We start from the raw sequence: 19,278 nt of genomic DNA, 5'->3' as shown, positions 1-19,278 counted from the left end.
CCTGTTGCGACGCGGGTCCGTGCTCCGCACTCCTGCTCTCCACCCTGCCGACCGCCGTCACCCGAGCGCCCTCCTACCGGTCCTCGGCCGGGGCGCCCAGCAAGGCCCCGGCCCGACGCAGGGTATCGCCGATCAGTTCGAGCGCCTCCCCGTCCTTCTCCACCGGCTCCAGCACCGGCCCGGTGGCCGTCCGCCAGCGGCGGGCCACCGCGTCGGCGCGCTCGCCGGTGAGCAGGGCGGCGGCCTGGGCGGCGGCGCCGAGCGCGACCAGCTCCTGTGCCTCGGGCACCTGGACGGGCCGGCCGGAGAGCCGCAGTACCGTCCGCTGCCAGGCCTGCCCGCGGGCACCGCCGCCGATCAGCAGCAGCGGCTCGTCGCCCGCCGGGTCCTCGCCGCCCGCGCGCAGCACGCCGTCCAGGGCGGCGAGCAGGGCGTGGGCGGCGCCGTCGTAGGCGGCCTGGAGCAGCTGCCCCGGGGTGGTGTCGTGGCGCAGCCCGTGGACCAGACCGGAGGCGCCCGGGAGGTCCGGCGTGCGCTCGCCGTCCAGGTAGGGCAGGACGACCACGGTGCCGCCGGCGTCAACCTCGTCGCGGCCCAGACGGAGCAGGGCGGCGAAGCGGTCGACGGCCAGGGTGCAGTTGAGCGTGCAGGCCAGCGGCAGCCAGCCGCCGAGGGCGTCGGCGAAGCCGGCGACGGTGCCGCTCGGGTCGGCGGGCCTGGTGCGGCCGACGGCGTAGACCGTCCCGGAGGTGCCGAGGCTGAGCACGGGCTGCCCGGGGAGCAGGCCGAGCCCGAGGGCGGCCGCCATGTTGTCACCGGTGCCGGCGGCGACCGGGGCGCCGGCGCGCAGCGGTGTCCCGGGCCGGACGGCGCCGGCCCTGGTGCCCGGCGAGAGGACCTGCGGCAGCAGGGCCGGGTCGAGTCCGATGCGGCCGAGGACGTCGAGGTCGTAGCCGTCCGGGCCCCACCAACCGGTTCCCGAGGCGTCGCCCCGGTCGGTGACCGCCTCGCCGGTCAGCCGCTCGGTGAGGAAGTCGTGCGGGAGGCGGACGGCGGCGACGCGGTCGGCGGCGGCGGGCTCCTCGGCGCGCAGCCAGGCCCACTTGGCGGCGGTGAACGCGGCGGTGGGCACGCTGCCGGTGCGGCGGGCGAGTTCCGCCGCACCGATCGCGGCCCGCAGCGCCGCGGCCTGGGGCGCGGACCGGACGTCGTTCCAGAGCAGCGACGGGCGGACGGGAGCCCCGGACGCGTCGAGGGTGACGAGGCCGTGCTGCTGGCCGGCGACCGAGACCGCGGCCGCACGGTCCGCCCAGCCCGTCGCACCCGCGGCCTCGCCGAGCGCCTGCCACCACTGCTCGGGGTCGCTCTCGCGGCCGGCGCCGGTGCTGACCCCGTGCGGGGCGCGGCCCTGGCCCAGCACGGCCCCGGTGTCGATGTCGACGGCGAGGGCCTTGGTGGACTGCGTCGAGCTGTCGAAGCCGATCACGACGCGTTGCTCAGCCATGCGTTCCTCCGGAGGGGTTCCTTCTGACCTTCCGGCATACTAATTTGTTGAGAGCCCTGACAAACACCCCTCCGCACCTGACCCGGAGCCGTTCCATGTCCAGCGACCCGCTCGTCCCCACCCCCGCGCACAAGTTCACCTTCGGCCTGTGGACCGTCGGTTGGCAGGGGCGCGACCCCTTCGGCGACGCGACCCGCCCCGCCCTCGACCCCGTCGAGACCGTCCAGCGCCTGGCCGGACTCGGCGCCTACGGCGTCACCTTCCACGACGACGACCTGATCCCCTTCGGTGCGGACGACGCGACCCGCGAGGAGACCGTCAAGCGCTTCCGCGCCGCGCTGGACTCCGCCGGGCTGAAGGTCCCCATGGCGACCACCAACCTCTTCACCCACCCCCTCTTCAAGGACGGCGCGTTCACCGCCAACGACCGCGACGTACGGCGCTACGCGCTGCGCAAGACCATCCGCAACATCGACCTGGCGGCCGAACTCGGCGCCTCCGTCTACGTCGCCTGGGGCGGGCGCGAGGGCGCCGAGTCCGGCGCGGCCAAGGACGTGCGCACCGCGCTCGACCGGCTGAAGGAGGCCTTCGACCTGCTGGGCGAGTACGTCGAGGAGCAGGGCTACGACCTGCGCTTCGCGATCGAGCCCAAGCCCAACGAGCCGCGCGGCGACATCCTGCTCCCCACGGTGGGCCACGCCCTGGCGTTCATCAACGCGCTGGAGCGGCCCGAGCGGGTCGGCCTCAACCCCGAGGTCGGCCACGAGCAGATGGCCGGGCTGAACTTCCCGCACGGCATCGCCCAGGCGCTGTGGCACGAGAAGCTGTTCCACATCGACCTGAACGGCCAGTCCGGCGTCAAGTACGACCAGGACCTGCGCTTCGGCGCGGGGGACCTGCGGCAGGCCTTCTGGCTGGTCGACCTGCTGGAGTCGGCCGGCTACGACGGGCCGCGCCACTTCGACTTCAAGCCGCCGCGCACCGAGGACTCCGACGGCGTCTGGGCCTCGGCGGCCGGCTGCATGCGCAACTACCTGCTCCTGGCCGAGCGCTCCCGCGCCTTCCGGGCCGACCCGGAGGTCGGCGCCGCGCTCGCCGCGTCCCGGCTGCCCGAACTCGCCCTCCCCACGGCCGAGGACGGCCTGGCCGGGCTGCTGGCGGACCGCTCCGCCTTCGAGGACTTCGACGTCGACGCCGGCGCCCGGCGCGGCATGGCCTTCGAGCGGCTGGACCAGCTGGCCCTCGAACACCTCCTCGGCGCCCGCTGACGACCGGCCACGGGAGCCGGGCCGTGCACACGCACGACCCGGCTCCCGGTGCTCGCCCGCCGGCCCGCGGCGCCGGCCGGGCGGTCCCGGTGGACCGCCCACGACGACGAGGTGCCCGCGGCCGGGCCAGTCCGCCGACTCCCGCCGCGCGCTACCGCCGGCGCGCGGTGATCAGGCGCTGCAGGACGATGAAGACGAACAGCAGCCCGCCGATCACGATCCTGGTCCACCACGAGCTGAGGGTGCCCTGGAAGCTGACGATGGTCTGGATCAGGCCCAGCACCAGCACGCCCAGCAGGGTGCCCAGCAGGTAGCCGGAGCCGCCGGTGAGCAGCGTGCCGCCGATCACCACGGCGGCGATCGCGTCCAGCTCCAGGCCGACCGCGTGCAGGCCGTAGCCGGAGAGCATGTAGAAGGTGAGCAGCACACCGCCGAGCGCCGAGCAGAAGCCGCTGATCGCGTACACGGTGGTCTTGGTCCGTCCCACCGGCAGGCCCATCAGCAGGGCGGACTGCTCGCTGCCGCCGAGCGCGTACACGTTCCGGCCGAGCCGGGTGTAGTGCAGCACGACGAATCCGGCCGCCACCACGAGGAGCGCGATGACCACGCTCGGCGAGACGAACAGGTCCCCGAGCGGGATGCGGGTCTGCGCCATCGCGGTGTACGACGGATCAGTGATGGAGATCGACTCGATGCTGATCATGTAGCACAGGCCCCGGGCCAGGAACATGCCCGCCAGTGTCACGATGAACGGCTGGATCTCGAAGGTGTGGATCACCCACCCCATCACCCAACCGCCGGCCGTGCCCATCACCAGCACGAGCGGGATGACCAGCAGTGGCGGCCAGCCCTGCCGCTCCACCAGCCAGGCGGAGACCATGGTGGACAGGGCCACCACCGCGCCGACCGACAGGTCGATGCCGCCGGTCAGCACGACGAAGGTCATCCCGACCGCGACCACGAGCAGAAAGGCGTTGTCGATCAGCAGGTTGAGCAGCACCTGACCGGAGAAGAACCCGTCGTACTGCACCGACCCGGCGGTGAACATCGACACCAGCAGGACGGAGGTGACCAGCAGGGGGATCTGTCCGCGCACTCTGGTCAGCAGGGCGTTGGCGTTCACGCGCCGACCTCCCGGTTGGTGGTGGTGGTGGCAGCGCGCGGTTGGCCGGGGCTCCGGCGCTCGGCGCCACGCCGGGCGACCTTGGCCCGGAAGTTCGGCGACTGGATCAGGCAGACCGTGATCACGACGAACGCCTTGAAGACCAGCGTGGTCTCCGGCGGGATGCCGATGGTGTAGACCGTGGTCGAGAGGGTCTGGATGATCAGCGCGCCGAGGACCGTGCCGCCGATCGAGAAGCGGCCCCCGTTGAGCGACGTCCCGCCGATCACCACCGCGAGGATCGCGTCGAGCTCGATCCACAGACCGGCGTTGTTGCCGTCCGCCGCCGAGACGTTGGAGGAGACCATCAAGCCGGCGACGGCCGCGCAGAGGGCGCTGAACACGTACACCAGGCCGACCAGGCGCATCGCCCGGATCCCGACCAGCCGGCTGGCCACCGGGTTGCCGCCGACCGACTCCAGCAGCAGGCCGAGCGCGGTGGAGCGGGTGAGCAGCGCGGCGAGCAGCGCGACCAGCCCGCTGAGCAGGATCGCGAACGGCATCCCCAGCCAGTAGCCGCCGCCGATGAGCTTGTACGGCTCACTGGTGATCGTGATGATCTGACCGTCGGTGATCAGCTGGGCGACGCCGCGGCCGGCGACCATCAGGATCAGGGTGGCGATGATCGGCTGTACCCCGATCCGGGCCACCAGCACACCGTTCGCGGCACCCAGCAGCACCGCCGTGACGAGCGCGATGCCGATCGCGCCGAGCACCGTGCCGAGGCTCGCCGGGTCGGCCGCCTCGCTGATGTGCAGGCAGGCCAGCGCGCCGGCGATGGCGACGGTGGAGCCGACCGAGAGGTCGATCCCGCCGGTGGCGATCACCAGGGTCATGCCGAGCGACACCAGGATCAGTGGAGCGCCGAAGTGCAGGATGTCGACCGTGCTGCCGTACAGATGGCCGTCCTTGAGGTGGACGGCGAAGAAGTCCGGGGTGAACGCGAGGTTGCCGAGCAGGAGCAGGGCCAGCACCACGGCCGGCCAGAACAGCCGGTACCGGGTCACCGCCCTGCCCCTCCCGGTGGTCGGGGCCGTGGTCATCGTTCCGCTCCACTCGCGATGGTGGCCAGGACGCGCTCCGGGGTGAGGGCGTCGTCGTTGCGCAGTCGGGCGACCATCCGGCGGTCGCGCAGCACCCCGACGCGGTGGCTGAGCCGCAGTACCTCCTCCAGCTCGGCGGAGATGAACAGCACCGCCATGCCCTCCTCGGCGAGGTTCGCGACCAGCTTCTGGATCTCGGCCTTGGCGCCGATGTCGATGCCGCGGGTGGGCTCGTCCAGGATCAGCAGCTTGGGGTCGGTGATCAGCCAGCGGGCCAGCAGCACCTTCTGCTGGTTCCCGCCGCTGAGGTTGCGGACCAGCGCCTCGGGATCACCCGGGCGGATGTCCAGGGCCCGGATCCAGCGCAGCGCCAGCGCGTCCTGCACGGTGCGCGACAGCGGACGGGCCCAGCCGCGCGCCGCCTGCATCGCCAGCACGATGTTCTCCCGGACGGTCAGCTCGCCGACCAGGCCCTCGGTCTTGCGGTTCTCCGAGCAGTACGCGATGCCGTGCGCGATCGCGTCGCGCGGGCTGCGCAGGTCGGTCTCGGTACCGTCGATCCGCACCGTGCCGCCGTCCTTGCGGTCGGCGCCGAACAGCAGCCTGGCGGCCTCGGTCCGGCCGGATCCCAACAGGCCCGCCAGGCCGATCACCTCACCGGGACTGATGGCGAGGTCGTACGGGGCCACGGCGCCCTGCCGGGCCAGGCCCTCCGCCTCCAGGAAGGGCCGGCCGGTGGCCGGTACGGAGCGCTCGCGCCGGTGGCCGCCGGCGAGGCGGTCGAGCCCGGCGAGCTCCGCCCCGATCATCCGCGAGACCAGGCCGACCTGGTCGAGCTCGCTGGTCAGGTACTCGCCCTCGAGCCGCCCGTTGCGCAGCACCGTCATCCGGTCGCAGATCTCGTAGATCTGGTCGAGGAAGTGCGAGACGAACAGGATGGCGACGCCCTGGTCGCGCAACCGCCGCATCACGGTGAAGAGTTGGCTGACCTCCTCACGGTCCAGGCTGGAGGTGGGCTCGTCCAGGATCAGCACCTTGGCCGAGACGCCAACGGCGCGGACGATGGCCACCAGTTGCTGGACGGCGATGGAGTAGCTGTCCAGCGGCGCGCTGACGTCGACGTCCAGCTCCATCGTCCGGACCAGTTCGGCGGCCCTGCGGCGCATCTCGGCCCAGTCGATCAGGCCGAGGCGGCGCGGCTCGCGACCGATGAAGATGTTCTCCGCCACCGACAGGTTCGGGCAGAGGTTCACCTCCTGGTAGACGGTGCTGATGCCCGCCTCCTGAGCCTGCAGCGGACCGGCGATCCGAACCCGCTCTCCGGCCAGCACCACCTCGCCGCCATCCGCCGGGTGCACCCCGGTCAGCACCTTGATCAGCGTGGACTTCCCGGCGCCGTTCTCCCCCATCAGGGCGTGCACCTCGCCGGGGAAGAGCCGGAAGTCGACCCCGTCCAGCGCCACCACCCCGGGGAACTCCTTGCGGAGCCCCCGCACTTCCAGGACCGGTTGCTGACGCACCCCGGTTCTCCTCTCCTCGTGCGACCCGGTCCGCCCGGGGAGTGATCCGCCGATCACTCCCCGGGCGGACGGGCCCGTTCAGTACTGGCGGGTCGGCAGCGCGGCAGCGGCCTGGTCCTGGGTGAAGACACCCTCCTGCGTCTTGATCCGCTTCGGCACCTGCTCGCCGGCCTTGACCTTCTTCACCAGGTCCATCAGCTGGTCGCCGAGGATGGGGTTGCACTCCACATCGACGTTGATCTTGCCCTGGGTCATCGCCGTGAAGGCGTCCTTGACCCCGTCCACCGAGATGACCCTGATGTCGGTGCCCGGCTTCTTGCCGGCCTCCTCGATCGCCTGGATGGCCCCCAGCGCCATGTCGTCGTTGTGCGCGTACAGCACGTCGATCTTCGGCTGGGCCTTCAGGAAGGCCTGCATGACCTCCTTGCCCTTCGCGCGGGTGAAGTCGCCGGTCTGCGAGGCCACCACCTTGAACTTCGCGTCCGCCTTGATCACGTCACCGAAGCCCGCCTTGCGGTCGTTGGCCGGCGCCGAGCCGGTGGTGCCCTGCAGTTCGACGATGTTCACCTCGTCGGACGTGCCCTGGTACTCCTTCACCAGCCAGTCGCCGGCCTTCTTGCCCTCCTCGACGAAGTCCGAGCCGAGGAAGGAGACGTAGAGCGAGTCGTCCTTGGAGTCCACCGCGCGGTCGGTGAGGATCACCGGGATCCTGGCGTCCTTCGCCTCCTTCAGCACGGTGTCCCACCCCGACTCCACCACCGGCGAGAAGGCGATCACGTCGACCTTCTGCTGGATGAACGAGCGGATCGCCTTGATCTGGTTCTCCTGCTTCTGCTGCGCGTCGGAGAACTTCAGCTCGATGCCCGCCCTCTTCGCGGACTCCTGGACCGACTTGGTGTTCGCGGTGCGCCAGCCACTCTCCGCGCCGACCTGCGAGAAGCCCACGACGAGCTTGTGGCCGGCCCCCTTGTCGGCCGAGCCCCCGCCACCGCCGGACCCGCACGCGGTGAGGACGGTGACCATCGCACCGGCGACCAGGGCCGCCGCAGCTCTCTTGGACATGGTGGGACTTCCTCTCGGGATCGTCGATCGCGCGAAAACAGCACCGGCCCACATGAACGGGAGGTATCGGCACCGTTTCGCTCGAGACCGATTGTTAACGCTCACAATCGGAACCGGCAAGGCCCCCGGGCCCCGTTACCCAATCTTGACCGCCTCGCCCGCGGCAGCCCGACTGCTCGTCAATTCCGCCGCATACTCAGGAGTTGATTATCCGTCGGAGAAGGTTCCCGCCCCCGGGACCGCTCCGACCGCACCCCCTCGACAGGGCCATCCGCCCGACCGGCCCCGGCCTCCGGACACGCGGCCTCGACGCCCGTTCCCCGCCACCGGCGGCGGGCGGAGATCGGGCACGCCGCCGGCCCCGGGGGCGGCAGGGCAACGGCGGACGGGGGCGGACCCGCCCCTCGGGCCCCGCCCCCGTCCGCCGGGCGAGTCGGCTCAGCTCCAGGGCTGGGCGATCGTCCAGCTGGTGTCGTCGGCCCAACTGGTGGTGCTGTCCCAGCTGTTGGCGCCTCCGTCGGACGCCACGTAGGCGGTGTAGTCGTAGTGGCGGAGGTACTTCGTCGGGAAGTTGACGGACTGGAGGGAGGTGCCCGTCCCGCTGTTGCCCTTGGTCGGGCAGAAGGTGGCGTCCTGGGCGAAGGCACCCGCGCCGTCGTCGACGTTCAGGTACAGCTGGTAGTTGAAGTGGCGCAGGAACCGGCCGGGGCTGTCGGCGGACTCGAAGGACACGCAGGAGCTGTCGGCCAGGCCGGCGCGGACGATCCAGGTGGCGTCGGCCTTGTCGGTGGCCGAGCTGGAGGAGTTGAGGCTGGAGATGACGACCTTGGTGTCGGCGTCGTCGTGGCGCAGGTAGTGGGAGGTGCAGCAGGGCGCGGTGGTGGCCTGCAGGGAGATCCGGGAGCCGGGGGTGAGGGTTCCGGTGCCGGTCGAGCCGCTGGTGTAACCGGCGGCGGTGATGTTGGCCTGGACGGCGTTCTCGGTGGCGTCCGACGGGTAGCCCGAGGTCATCACGCCTTCGTAGAAGGTGCCCTGGGCCCACTTGCTGTTGTCGCCGCCGATGCCGAGGATGATCGCGCCCTGCTTCTTCATCGGGTTGTAGCCGCCGGCGGTGGGGCGCACGCCGTTGTAGAAGGTCGACAGGCCGCCCGACTGCGCGTCGCCACCGCGGATGGCCCACCGGTTCGGGCCGCCCTTGAGCATCGCGGTCAGGAACCGGCTGTCGACGCTGGGGTCACCCGCGTTGAAGCCGCGGTTGACGCCGGAGAACAGGCCGTTCTCCAGGTCGGCCATGACCCAGGGGCCGTTTCCGCTGCCCCAGCCCCAGCCCTTGCTGCTGCCGAAGTAGAGGGCCTCCATGGTGCCGTTGCCGTCGTCGTTGTTGCTCGTCTCGGCGTTGCCGTAGTCGAAGCAGCAGCCGCCGTTGACGTGCGTGCCGTCGAAGATCGCGTACATGCCCTCCGGCTGGTCACCGGTGGCGACGCCGGTGGTGTGGTTGTTCCGGTAACCCGTCCCGGGAGCCACGTAGACGCCGTATGCCTTGTGCCCGCCGACGGTGACCGGCGCCTCGAAGGCGTTGGCCAGGTCGTCCGGCCCACCGGCCGCCCCGCCGCCCGGCGCCTGGGTGAGGTGGTTGCCCTTACCGGACTGGTCGTAGATCACGGTGATGACGCAGCGGGTACCGGCGCAGAAGGCGTCCTGTGCGGCGGCGTCGGCGTAGCCGCCGGCGCCCAGCGGGCCGATGTCCCTGGTCGCGTTGTCCGTGCCGCGCCTGACCTGGTACAGCGGCCCGCCGTAGGAGCCGTACAGAGCGCGGGTGGTGCTGTGCGCGGCGACGCAGGGCGTCCTGCCGGCGGCGTAGATGTCGCAGGGCCCCTGGGTGGCGGCCTGCGAGGTGGTGGCGGTGCCGGTCAGGAAGCCGGCGGTGAGGGCGGCCGTCAGGGCGGCCCCCGGAACGGCCTTCCGGGCACGGCGGATCAACTGACGATACGTCATAACAGCTCCCTGCGCACGGGTGGGGGGGAAGGGGAGTCTTGTTAACGCTAACAATCTGCGGCTGCACATGCGGGCATGCCGGGACGCGCACGGAGGTGAGCGTCCCCCGTCAAGCGACTCACCACTATCGCCACCCGCGGAGAAGGCGTCAAGACATCCCGCACGGACAACAGGCCTGCCTCATCGCACCCCTGGGCGGGATCCCGCACCCGGAGCCATGGACGTGACACCTGCCGGAAGGTCGGATGTCACACTTCTCGCACCCCCGGCAGCCCTGACGCGCCGAACTCGGACACCGCCTCGGCGACGAACCGGTGGCGGTCCATCCCGGCCGGCACCCGGCGCATCCGGAACGCGGGCAGCGGGCTCCTGCGCGGCGTGACGTCGATGTCGACCGCCGACGGCACCCGTCCTGGCAGCCCCTCGCCCCGCCGCACGGAGCGCCAGGGCGAAGGGGTGGTGGGTGTGGGGGCGAGCGGATCCGGCGGGTCAGGCCGCGCTGCAGGCGACCCCGTTGAGGCTGAACTGGCCGGCGGGGCCGGCGTTGCCGGTGTGGCTTGCCTGGAATCCGAAGGAGACCGAGCCGCCGGGGGCGATGGTGCCGTTGTAGCCGAGGCTCCGGGCGGTGACCCGGCCGGCGGCGGGGACGACCGCCGCGTTCCAGGCGCCGGTGATGGTCTGCCCGGCGGGCAGGGCGAAGGACAGCGCCCAGCCGTTGACGGCCCTGGAGCCGCTGTTGGTGACCGTCACGTTCTCGGTCAGGCCGGTGTTCCAGGCGTTGGGCTCGGCGGTCACCGCGCAGGCGACGCCGTCGGTCGGATTCGGGGTGGGAGTCGGCGTGGGGGTCGGGCTCGGCGACGGGTTCGAGGCGGAGCCTCCGAGGGCGTCGACGGAGGCGTGGTAGGCGGGCTTCGGTTGGTAGGCGTTGTCGTACATGGTGCCGGCGCCCTCGCCGGGGAAGGTGCCGGGGATCCACGAGTCGGCGTCGCCGACGTCCCACTGGGTGAGGCCGACACAGCCCCTGACCGCCAGGCAGGTGGTGACCACGCTCGCGTAGTCGCGCGCCTGCTGGGCCAGTTTGCCGCTGTCCGGGGGCAGTTGCATCCGGTCGTCGAGCTCGGTGATGGCCACCTCCAGGCCGAGCGCGGTGAACCGCTCCAGGTTCGCCTTCAGGCTCGACGGAACCTGGCCGACGACGAAGTGCGCCTGGAAGCCGACACCGTCCAGCGGGACGCCCTGGCTCCTCAGCGACTTCGCCAGGTCGTACATCGCGTCGCTCTTCGCGTTCAGTCCCTCGATGTTGTAGTCGTTCAGGTAGAGCTTGGCGCCCGGATCGGCGGCCTTGGCGGTGCGCAGCGCGTCGGCGACGTAGCCGCTGCCCATCGCTCGGTGGAAGGGGTCGTCGCGGAAGGTGCCGTTCTCGTTGAAGGGCTCGTTCACCACGTCCCAGGAGTAGAGCTTGCCCTTGTAGTGGCCGGCCGTGGCGATGATGTGGTTGCGCATCGCGGCCTGCACCTGACTGCCCGGCAGGTTGTTCATCCAGGCGGGAAGCTGACTGTGCCAGACCAGGGTGTGGCCGCGCAGCTTCATCGCGTGGGCCTGCCCGAAGGCGACGATCCGGTCGCCGGGGCCGAAGTCGAAGCCGCCCGGCGAGGGCTCGACGGTCTCCCACTTCATCTCGTTGGTCGGGGTGAGCATGCCGAACTGGGCGCCCGCGACGGTGGTCAGGGCGGCGTTGTTCAGGTCGCCCTGACCGATCGCGGTGCCGAAGTAGACGCCCTTCGCCTCGGCGAGGGTGCGCAGACTGCCCGCCACCGCGCCGGCCTGCCCGGCGGGGAGGAGGGTGGCCGCGGCCACCACGGCGGCGGTGGCGGAGGCGGCCAGGGCGCCGAGGGCGCGGCGGGAGCGCCTCAGGTGGGGGGTGCGGAACGTGCGGACAGGCACCGGCGTGGTCCCTTCTCTTCTCGGGTGGGGAAAGAGCTGGACGTGCGGTGGAGCTGGGAGGGACAGGCCGGGCCACCACGACCCCGGTTCGAAACTTTCGACCGTACGACCGATCCGATCGGTGACCCTAGGGGCGCCCCGGCGGACCGTCAAGACCCGGGACCGACGGTGTCGGTGCCACCGGGGGGCAGCCGCGGCTCGAACCGGTCAGACCAGGCGGAATTCCGCGTGCAGGCGCCGGGTGTGGTCGACGACCCGCGCCGGCCCTTCCAGGCGGACCGTCGCGGTCAGCCGGACGTCGGTGCTGGACGCGGCGATCCGCAGCTCCAGCTCTCCCGGCTCCACGACGCGGCGGCCGGCACGCCCCGTGAAGGAGGCGAGGTCGGCCGGGACGGTGATCCGGACGCGGGTCCGCTTCCCCGGGTCGAGGCTGATCCGTTTGTACCCGATCAGCCGCTGCACCGGCTGGACCACGCTGGCTACGGGGTCGTGCAGGTAGAGCTGGACGGTCTCGCTGCCGCTGCGGTCCCCGGTGTTGCGCAGGGTGAAGGACAGTTCCACCGTCCCGTCCGTCGCAGCGACGGCCCCTTCCACCTCCAGGTCGGTCCAGCCGAAGGTGGTGTAGCCGATGCCGTGTCCGAATCCGAACGCGGGCGTCGGATCGGTGCTGGAGACCTCGCTCGGTCCGGCCAGGCGGGCCGCCAGGTAGGTCGAGGGCTGGACCCCGGGCCGGGCCGGAATGCCGATGGGCAGCCGGCCCGACGGGTTGGTCCGGCCGCTGAGCACGGCGCCGACCGCCTCGGCACCGGCCTCGCCCGGGAAGAAGGCCTGCACGACGGCCGCCGCCTCGGTCACGGCCCGGCCCAGGGCGTAGGGCCGCCCGGCCAGCAGTACCGCTACGACCGGCGTGCCGGTGTCCAGCAGGGCGTTCAGCAGCTGCTGCTGGACACCGGGCAGGTCGAGGGATTCGACGTCGCAGCCCTCACCGCTGGTGCCGCGGCCGAACAGTCCGGCCCGGTCCCCGAGGGCGACTATCACCACATCGGCCCACCCGGCCGCCTCCACGGCCTCGGCGAAGCCGGAGGTGTCGGCGCCGTCGATGTCGGCCCCGGGGACGGTCCGGATCTCGCCGCCGGGGAACTCCGTCGCCAACACCTGTCGCAGCGTGGGCAGTTCGATGCCGGCCGGGACCTCGGGGTGCTGGCTGCCCACGTGCACGGGGAACGAGTAGCACCCGAGGACGGAGGTCGGGGTGTCGGCGTTGGGGCCGATCAGCGCGATCAGTCGAGGCGCGCGCAGCGGCAGGGTGCCGTCGTTGGTCAGCAGGACGATCGCCCGTTCGGCGATCTCCCTGGCCAGGGCGCGGTTCTCCGCCCGGTCCAGGTCGATAGCGCCGCGCAGCGCCTGCGGGTCGTCCAGCCGGAGCCCGGCGAGCGCCGCGGGGACGGCGTCCCAGTCCTCGTCCAGCAGGCCGAGCCTGGCCTTCTGCGCCAGGACGCGGCGCAGCGCCCGGTCGACCAGCGCCTCGGGGACGGTGCCGTCCTCGACGGCGTGCAGCAGAGGCTCGCCGAAGGTCTGGACGGTGGGCAGTTCCACGTCGACGCCGCCGGCCAGGGCGAGCGACGCGGCCTCGGCCCAGTCGCCGGCGACGCCGTGCAGCACTTTGAGGAAGGCGATGCCGAAGTAGTCGGCGACCACCGTCCCTTCGAAGCCCCAGGTGTCCCGGAGCAGTCCGGTCAGCAGGGCTTCGTCGGCGGCGGACGGGATGCCGTCGGTGTCGGTGTAGGCGTGCATGACGGAGCCGGGCCGGCCGTCGCGCACGGCCATCTCGAACGGCGGCAGGATCACGTCGGCGCGTTCGCGGGGGCCCATGCCGACGGGGGCGAGGTTGCGTCCGGCGCGCGAGGCGGAGTAGCCCGCGAAGTGCTTGAGGGTGGCGACGATGCCCGCGGACTCCAGGCCCTGGACGTAGGCCGTGGCCACGGTGCCGACCAGGTACGGGTCCTCGCCGATGGTCTCCTCGACCCGGCCCCAGCGGGCGTCGCGGACCACGTCGAGGACCGGCGCCAGGCCCTGGTGGACACCGACGGCGCGCATGTCGCGGCCGATCGCGGCGGCCATCCGCCGGATCACCTCCGGGTCGAAGGTGGCGCCCCAGGAGAGCGGTACGGGGTAGGCGGTGGCGCCCCAGGCGGCGAAGCCGGCCAGGCACTCCTCGTGCGCGACGGCCGGTATCCCGAACCGGTTGGCGGCGGCGATGCGCTGCTGGCTGCGGGCGAGCGAGAGCGCGCCGAGCGCCGGGTCGACGGGGGCGGTGCCGAAGGGGCGGGTCAGCTGGCCCAGCCCGGACGGCAGCAGGTCGTCCAGGTCGGGCGGTTCCTCCATGTCGTGCTGGTGCGGGGCGACCTCCCCGCCCTCGTCGGAGGCACCGACCCAGACGCCGACGAGCTGGGCGAGCTTCTCCCGCGGCGTCATCTCGGCGATCAGGGCGTCCGCGCGCTCCTCGGGGCCGAGGGCGCGGTCCCGCCATCGAACGGTCCGGTCCGCGGACGGGGTGGCGGGGTTCAGGTGGCCGGTCATTTTCCTCCGACGCCCATCAGGCCCTGGATCAGGGCCCGCCGGGCGAACAGGTAGACGACGAAGATCGGGAGCATCGACAGCACCACGGCGCTGAGCAGACCGGGCACGTCGACGCCGTGCTCGGTCTGGAAGTCGTACAGGCCGAGCGTGATGACCTTGGTGCTGTCCGACTGGGTGAGGATCAGCGGGAACAGGAAGCCGTTCCACGCCTGCAGGGCGGCGAAGACCACGACGGACGACAGGCCGCCCTTCGACAACGGCACCACCAGCTGCCAGAACACCCGCCAGGGGGTCGCGCCGTCCATGGCCATGGCCTCGTAGAGCTCGCCGGTGATGTCCCGCATGGCGCCCGTGAGGACGAGCGTGCACACCGGCAGGCAGAAGGCCGCGGTGGGCAGGATGACGCCGAGCAGGTTGTCGTACAGTCCGGCCTTGCTGATGACGTAGAACATCGGCACGATCACGGCCTGCGCCGGGATCGCCAGACCCAGCAGGAAGATCCGGAAGACCGTGGCGATGGTCCTGCCCCGGGCCCGCACGATCGCGTAGGCGAGCGGGGGCACGACCAGCAGCACGATCGCCACCACGCACACGGTGACCAGGAGGGTGTTGAGGAAGTCCCGGCCGAAGCCGTTGGAGAAGTCGTCGACGTAGTTCTGCACGGTCAGCTCGGAGGGGAAGGTGAGCGGCCCCTGCGAGGAGTAGTCGGCGCGGGTGCGGAACGTCGAGATCAGCAGGACGTAGAGGGGGAAGCCGACCAGCAGGAGCCACAGCGAGGAGCCGAGCCCGGCGAGGAGGTTGGGGCGCCGTCGCATCACAGTCCCTCCGTGGTGCCGCGCATCCTGTCGTAGCCGGACAGCCGCACGACGGCGAGCGAGATCAGGGTGGCCACCAGCACGAGGACCAGGGCGATGGCCGAGCCCGCGCCGAAGTCGAAGCTCCTGAACGCCTGCCGGTACATGTGGAAGGCGCTGTTGGTGGTGTCGGTGCCGGGGCCGCCCTGGGTGAGGATCAGCACCGTGTCGAAAGTGGTGAGGCCGCCGACCAGCATCAGGATCACCGAGGTGATCATGGTGTTGCGCAGGTGCGGCAGGGTGATGTGGAAGAACTGCCGCACCTTGCCCGCGCCGTCGATCGACGCCGCCTGGTAGAGCACCTGCGGGATCGCCCGTGCCCCGCCCTGGTACAGCAGGGCGTGCATCGGCGTCCACTGCCACATGCCGACGAAGGTGAGCACCGCGACGGCACCGGTCTGGCTCCCCATCAGATTGCCGTCGCCGAAGAGCCACTCCAGCTGCGAGGGCACCCCGAAGTTCGGGTCCAGGATCGCTCGCCAGACCACCGAGACGGCGGTCGCGGACAGCAGCAGGGGGACGAAGAAGATCGCGGACAGCACGGCGCGATTGCGCTGGTGGCCCGCCGCCCACACGCCGAGCAGGATGCTCACCGGGGTCTGCACGACCGCCCCGGCCGAGGTCAGCACCAGGGTCAGCCGGATGCTCTGCGTCATCACCGGGTCGTGCAGCAGCCCGGTCCAGTTGGCGAGGCCGTTGAACCGGGGGGCGTCGACGCCGTTCCAGCTGGTGAAGGAGAGCACCGCGACCAGCACCAACGGCACGATCGCGAAGAGCAGGAAGAAGATGGTGGCGGGCACCGCCCAGACGAGACCAGGGCGGGTCACCCCGACCCCGGTCCGGACCTCCGCCCGGAGGCGGCGGCCGGACCGGGAGGGGAAGGAGAGAGCACTCATCGCGACTCGTCTCAGGAGGCGGGGAGGGCCTGCATGGCCTTGACGAAGCCGTCCACGTCGAGCTTGCCGTCGAAGAACTGCTGGACGGCGGTGTGGATCGGCGTGTTGGCGGCAGGCGGGTACGCCTGGTCCCAGGACAGCTGGAACGACGGGGCGGCCTTGACCAGGTCGTACTGGTACTTCGAGTAGCCGGGGTCGGCAGCGGTGCCGAGGAACTGCTCGGTGTTGGTGGTGGTCGGCAGGTTGCCGATCGCCAGCTGCGCCTTCACGAACTCCTCGGAGTACATCAGCTTCAGAAAGGCCGCCGCTGCCTCGGGGTGCTTGCTCTTCTTCAGCACCGAGTAGAAGTTGTTGGTGTTGCCGACCACGTTGGCCGGGTCCCCCTTGCCACCGGCGATGCCCGGGAAACCGCTGTACCCGAGCCGGCTCCTGGCGAAGTCGAGATTGCCGTCCTGCTGTGTGGCGTACTCCCACGAGCCCATCAGCTCGAAGGCCGCCCTGCCCTTGGCCAGCAGGGCCGGGGAACCGCCGTCGGTGAACTTGACCGAGTCGAAGTTCGACCCGAAGGCGCCGGCGTCGACCAGCTGCTTGAGCATGCCCAGGGCCTTCCCGGCGTCCTCGCTCTCCCAGGCTCTCCTGTCGCCGGACAGCGCCTTCTGGAACAGCTCGGGGCCCGCGACACGGTCGAAGACGTACTCGAACCACATCAGCGTCGGCCACTGGTCGCCGCCGCCGAGGGCGAAGGGGGTGACGCCCTTGGCCTTGAGCGTCTGGACGGCGCCCAGCAGCTCGTCCCAGGTCCTCGGGACGCTCAGGCCGGTGTCGGCCAGCACCTTCTTGTTGTGGAAGAGGAGCACGGGCTGGGTGCCGCGCATCGGGACGCCGTAGGACTTGCCGTCGATCACCGCGGTGGCGAACACCGACGGCAGGAAGTTGCTCTTCAGCCCCGGGTCCGCGGCGATCATGTCGTCCAGCGGGAGCAGGAGGCCGGACTTCACGTAGGGCTGGATGCTGCCGCCGCCCCAGTTGAAGAAGACGTCCGGCGCCTGGGGCGTGTTGATGACGGTGTTGAGCTTGGCCTGGTAGTCCGCGCCGGGGATGGTGTCCAGCACGGCCTTGACCTTCGACGTCTTGTTGAAGGTCTCGACGATCTGCTTCTCGACCGTGTTGCCGGCGTCCCCGTAGACCAGCACGTGGATCGTGCCGGAGGCCCCGCCGGCGGCGGAGGAACCGGTGCTGCCGCAGGCGCTCGTCCCGAGCAGGGCCGACGTCAGACCGAGTGCCACAGCTAAAGCGCGTTTCTTCACAGGAGCCTCCAGAAAGTTTCGGGCTGTACGTCGAAAACTTCGCTTGCCCGGGACGGTAGGTTGCGGGGATGTTTCGGGTCAACCCCTCCTGCCGAGGGTGACGGAACGGTCGTCTCCAGCCTGCCGCCCGGACTCAAGCGCCAACTGCGCGCGCGCTCCGCCCCGTTCGCGATCATCGACCCGGCGGGCGACCCCGATCCGGACGTGCCCTCGGTGGGCTCGGCCAACTGGGCCGGCGGTCTCGCCGCCGCCCGGCACCTGATCGAACTCGGCCACCGGCGCATCGCCATCGTCACCGACCCCGAGGACATGCTCTGTTCCCTGGCCCGGCTGGACGGCTACCGCTCCGCGATGTCCGTGGCCGGGCTCGGCACCACTCCCGAGCTGACGGCCTTCGGCGACGTCCACGCCGAAGGTGGATTCACCCAGGCCGAACGGCTGTTGGAGCTCCCCGACCGTCCCACCGCGATCTCCGCCGGCAGCGACCTGCAGGCGCTCGGCGTCACCCAGTGGCCACGCGCTCCGCCCTGGTCACCCGGTCACCCGCTCGCCGGAGATACCAGAGATGCGGTGGACCCCGGAAGGACTCGGCGCGCCGGCCGCCCCTCCGGGCGCTCTGACCGGTGCCCACCCGTTCTCATCCCAAGGTCCACTGCTGGTTCCGGCCGCCGCCGCAGGTCCACAACTGGACCGGGGTGCCGTCGGTGGTCGCCAGGCCGGCCACGTCCAGGCAGAGTCCCGACTGCGCCCCGGTGATGGTGCCGTTGGAGTTCAGCTGCCACTGCTGGTTGGCCTGGCCGCTGCAGGCCCAGACGATGACGGCGGTGCCGGGCGTGGTGCCGCGCCCCGCGGCGTCCAGGCACAGCGTGCTGCCGCCCACGGTCACGGTCAGCCGGCCGGCGGACGTCCTGGTCCAGGCCTGGTCGGCGGCACCGGTGCAGGCGTGGATCTGCTGCTGCCTCCCCGACGCGGCGCCTGCGCCCGTCAGGCACTTGCCGGCGTCCACCGCACGCAGCGCGCCCGTCGTACCGCCACCGGAGGATCCGGCCGCGAGGCCCATGAAGCGGATCGCCTCGGCGGCCATCGTGGAGCCCTTGACCGGGAGTTCGTGCCCGGCGCCGGCGAGGCTGTACGCCTCCACCTGGGTGACGCCGGCGCCGTTGTCGTACCGGGTGCGGGTCCAGTCGGCGACCGGGCTGTCCGTGGCCGACGGGGTCTGGCTCACGCCCAGGACGTCGGTCCACTGCTTGACCTCCTCGCCGAGGTCGTTGTGGCTCAGGATGGCGTCGGCGGTTCCGTGCCAGAGTTGCACCCGCGGACGCCGCCCGGTGTAGCCGGGATAGCCGGTGCTGCGCACCAGACCTCCCCACTGCTGCGGGGTCCTGGAGGTCTGGCCCTGGGCGCAGGCCGAGTTCCAGCCGCGGACCGAGCCGGTGTAGAAGCAGTGGTAGGGCACTCCCATGAACGCCGCGCCCGCCTTGAACACATCGGGGTAGTCGGCGAGCATCACGTTCGTCATCATTCCGCCCGACGACTGCCCGGTCACGTACACGGCGTTGGCGTTGCCGCCGTAGTGCTGCTCCGTGTAGGTGATCATCGACATCAGGCCGACCGGGTCGCTGCCGCCGTTGCGGGTCAGCGCCTGGTCGGAGGAGACGTCCCAGCAGCTCCCGCCGGGGTTGGTCGAGGGGTAGATGACGAGGAATCCGTACCGGTCGGCCAGCGAAGCGAAGTCGGTACTCGAGTACAGGTAGGGGCCGCTCCCCTGACACCCGTGCAACGCCAGCAGGATCGGCGGGTCGGCCTTGACACTCGCCGGCACGTACAGGTTCATCACCAGCCCGGTCGGATTGGTGCCGAAGTTCGTGATCCGGGTCAGCGACGCCGCGGCCGCCCGGGGGGCGGTCTGCAGGCTCAGGCCCATCGCGAGGCAGAGCACGGCGATGACGCCGAGCAGCCGGGCGACGAGCGGGCGGGATCGGGGCATGGGACCTCTCCGTCTGGATTGCCAGATCGCGAGGAGGTTCCGGCGCCCACCGCGGAACAACACCACCGATGGTCGCGCCGGTCCGCCCCTGCCGTCAACGGCCCCCGCGCCGGGCGCATGCCGGAGCGCGCGGGTGCCCGTGGCCGGGAACGGTCC

14 protein-coding genes and 1 pseudogene are annotated in these 19,278 nt (G+C 71.5%); 2 read left to right on the top strand and 13 right to left on the bottom strand.

Translation table 11 applies throughout. The annotated features are described in order from the left end of the window. Positions 1–73 precede the first annotated feature (73 nt). Entirely contained in the window at positions 74–1,504 is a 1,431-nt protein-coding gene (xylB, locus tag AB0N04_RS26485; protein WP_360212123.1) for a xylulokinase, read from the bottom strand. A 95-nt stretch (positions 1,505–1,599) separates the two neighbouring features. Between xylB and xylA the strand changes: the two genes are divergently transcribed. Then, the gene (gene xylA / locus AB0N04_RS26480) at positions 1,600–2,772 is read left to right on the top strand and encodes a xylose isomerase (protein ID WP_360212121.1); all 1,173 of its coding nucleotides are present in this window, start codon (positions 1,600–1,602) and stop codon (positions 2,770–2,772) included. Positions 2,773–2,923: 151 nt separating this feature from the next. On the opposite strand, the gene yjfF is transcribed toward xylA, so the two are convergent. The 11 genes from yjfF to AB0N04_RS26425 all read right to left on the bottom strand — a co-directional run bounded on the left by yjfF (position 2,924) and on the right by AB0N04_RS26425 (position 17,090). Beyond that, on the bottom strand, positions 2,924–3,895 hold the full coding sequence (gene yjfF, locus AB0N04_RS26475; RefSeq protein WP_360212119.1) for a galactofuranose ABC transporter, permease protein YjfF: 972 nt from the start codon (positions 3,893–3,895) through the stop codon (positions 2,924–2,926). Then, positions 3,892–4,977: an ABC transporter permease gene (locus tag AB0N04_RS26470; protein ID WP_360212117.1), complete on the bottom strand. Its 1,086-nt coding sequence runs from the start codon at positions 4,975–4,977 to the stop codon at positions 3,892–3,894. The genes yjfF and AB0N04_RS26470 overlap by 4 nt, the downstream gene beginning before the upstream one ends. Further along, positions 4,974–6,497, bottom strand: a complete 1,524-nt coding sequence (locus AB0N04_RS26465) for a sugar ABC transporter ATP-binding protein (protein ID WP_360212115.1) — start codon at positions 6,495–6,497, stop codon at positions 4,974–4,976. Before AB0N04_RS26465 ends, AB0N04_RS26470 begins: the two co-directional genes overlap by 4 nt. A 78-nt stretch (positions 6,498–6,575) precedes the next feature. Continuing rightward, positions 6,576–7,559 (bottom strand): ABC transporter substrate-binding protein, encoded by a 984-nt coding sequence (locus AB0N04_RS26460; protein WP_360212113.1) that lies wholly within the window; start codon positions 7,557–7,559, stop codon positions 6,576–6,578. A 438-nt stretch (positions 7,560–7,997) separates the two neighbouring features. Then, a complete protein-coding gene (locus AB0N04_RS26455) occupies positions 7,998–9,554 on the bottom strand; it encodes an alpha-L-arabinofuranosidase B (protein ID WP_360212111.1) in 1,557 nt (518 codons plus the stop codon). Between the two features lie 248 nt (positions 9,555–9,802). After that, on the bottom strand, positions 9,803–9,961 hold the full coding sequence (locus tag AB0N04_RS26450; RefSeq protein WP_360212109.1) for a hypothetical protein: 159 nt from the start codon (positions 9,959–9,961) through the stop codon (positions 9,803–9,805). A gap of 82 nt (positions 9,962–10,043) precedes the next feature. After that, positions 10,044–11,498, bottom strand: coding sequence for an endo-1,4-beta-xylanase (locus AB0N04_RS26445; protein ID WP_360212107.1), 1,455 nt, complete (start codon positions 11,496–11,498; stop codon positions 10,044–10,046). Positions 11,499–11,705: 207 nt separating this feature from the next. Continuing rightward, positions 11,706–13,973: a glycoside hydrolase family 3 N-terminal domain-containing protein gene (locus AB0N04_RS26440; RefSeq protein ID WP_360212205.1), complete on the bottom strand. Its 2,268-nt coding sequence runs from the start codon at positions 13,971–13,973 to the stop codon at positions 11,706–11,708. Positions 13,974–14,074: 101 nt separating this feature from the next. After that, positions 14,075–14,893 carry a carbohydrate ABC transporter permease gene (locus tag AB0N04_RS26435; protein WP_360212105.1) on the bottom strand — a complete coding sequence of 273 codons (819 nt, stop codon included), beginning with the start codon at positions 14,891–14,893 and terminating at the stop codon, positions 14,075–14,077. Next, positions 14,893–15,828: a sugar ABC transporter permease gene (locus tag AB0N04_RS26430; RefSeq protein WP_360212103.1), complete on the bottom strand. Its 936-nt coding sequence runs from the start codon at positions 15,826–15,828 to the stop codon at positions 14,893–14,895. Before AB0N04_RS26430 ends, AB0N04_RS26435 begins: the two co-directional genes overlap by 1 nt. An 11-nt stretch (positions 15,829–15,839) precedes the next feature. Next, positions 15,840–17,090, bottom strand: a complete 1,251-nt coding sequence (locus AB0N04_RS26425; RefSeq protein WP_360212203.1) for an extracellular solute-binding protein — start codon at positions 17,088–17,090, stop codon at positions 15,840–15,842. 153 nt (positions 17,091–17,243) lie between these two features. Here AB0N04_RS26425 and AB0N04_RS26420 point away from each other — a divergent pair. After that, positions 17,244–17,645: pseudogene (locus AB0N04_RS26420) on the top strand (substrate-binding domain-containing protein); the annotation flags it as partial. Between the two features lie 127 nt (positions 17,646–17,772). Here AB0N04_RS26420 and AB0N04_RS26415 read toward each other — a convergent pair. After that, on the bottom strand, positions 17,773–19,122 hold the full coding sequence (locus AB0N04_RS26415) for a PHB depolymerase family esterase (RefSeq protein ID WP_360212101.1): 1,350 nt from the start codon (positions 19,120–19,122) through the stop codon (positions 17,773–17,775). Positions 19,123–19,278: the final 156 nt, after the last annotated feature.

Source organism: Kitasatospora sp. NPDC051702 (assembly GCF_040681575.1).
Lineage (GTDB): Bacteria > Actinomycetota > Actinomycetes > Streptomycetales > Streptomycetaceae > Kitasatospora.
Note: the sequence above shows the minus strand (reverse complement) of the source record. Positions and strands in the feature narration are given on the sequence as shown.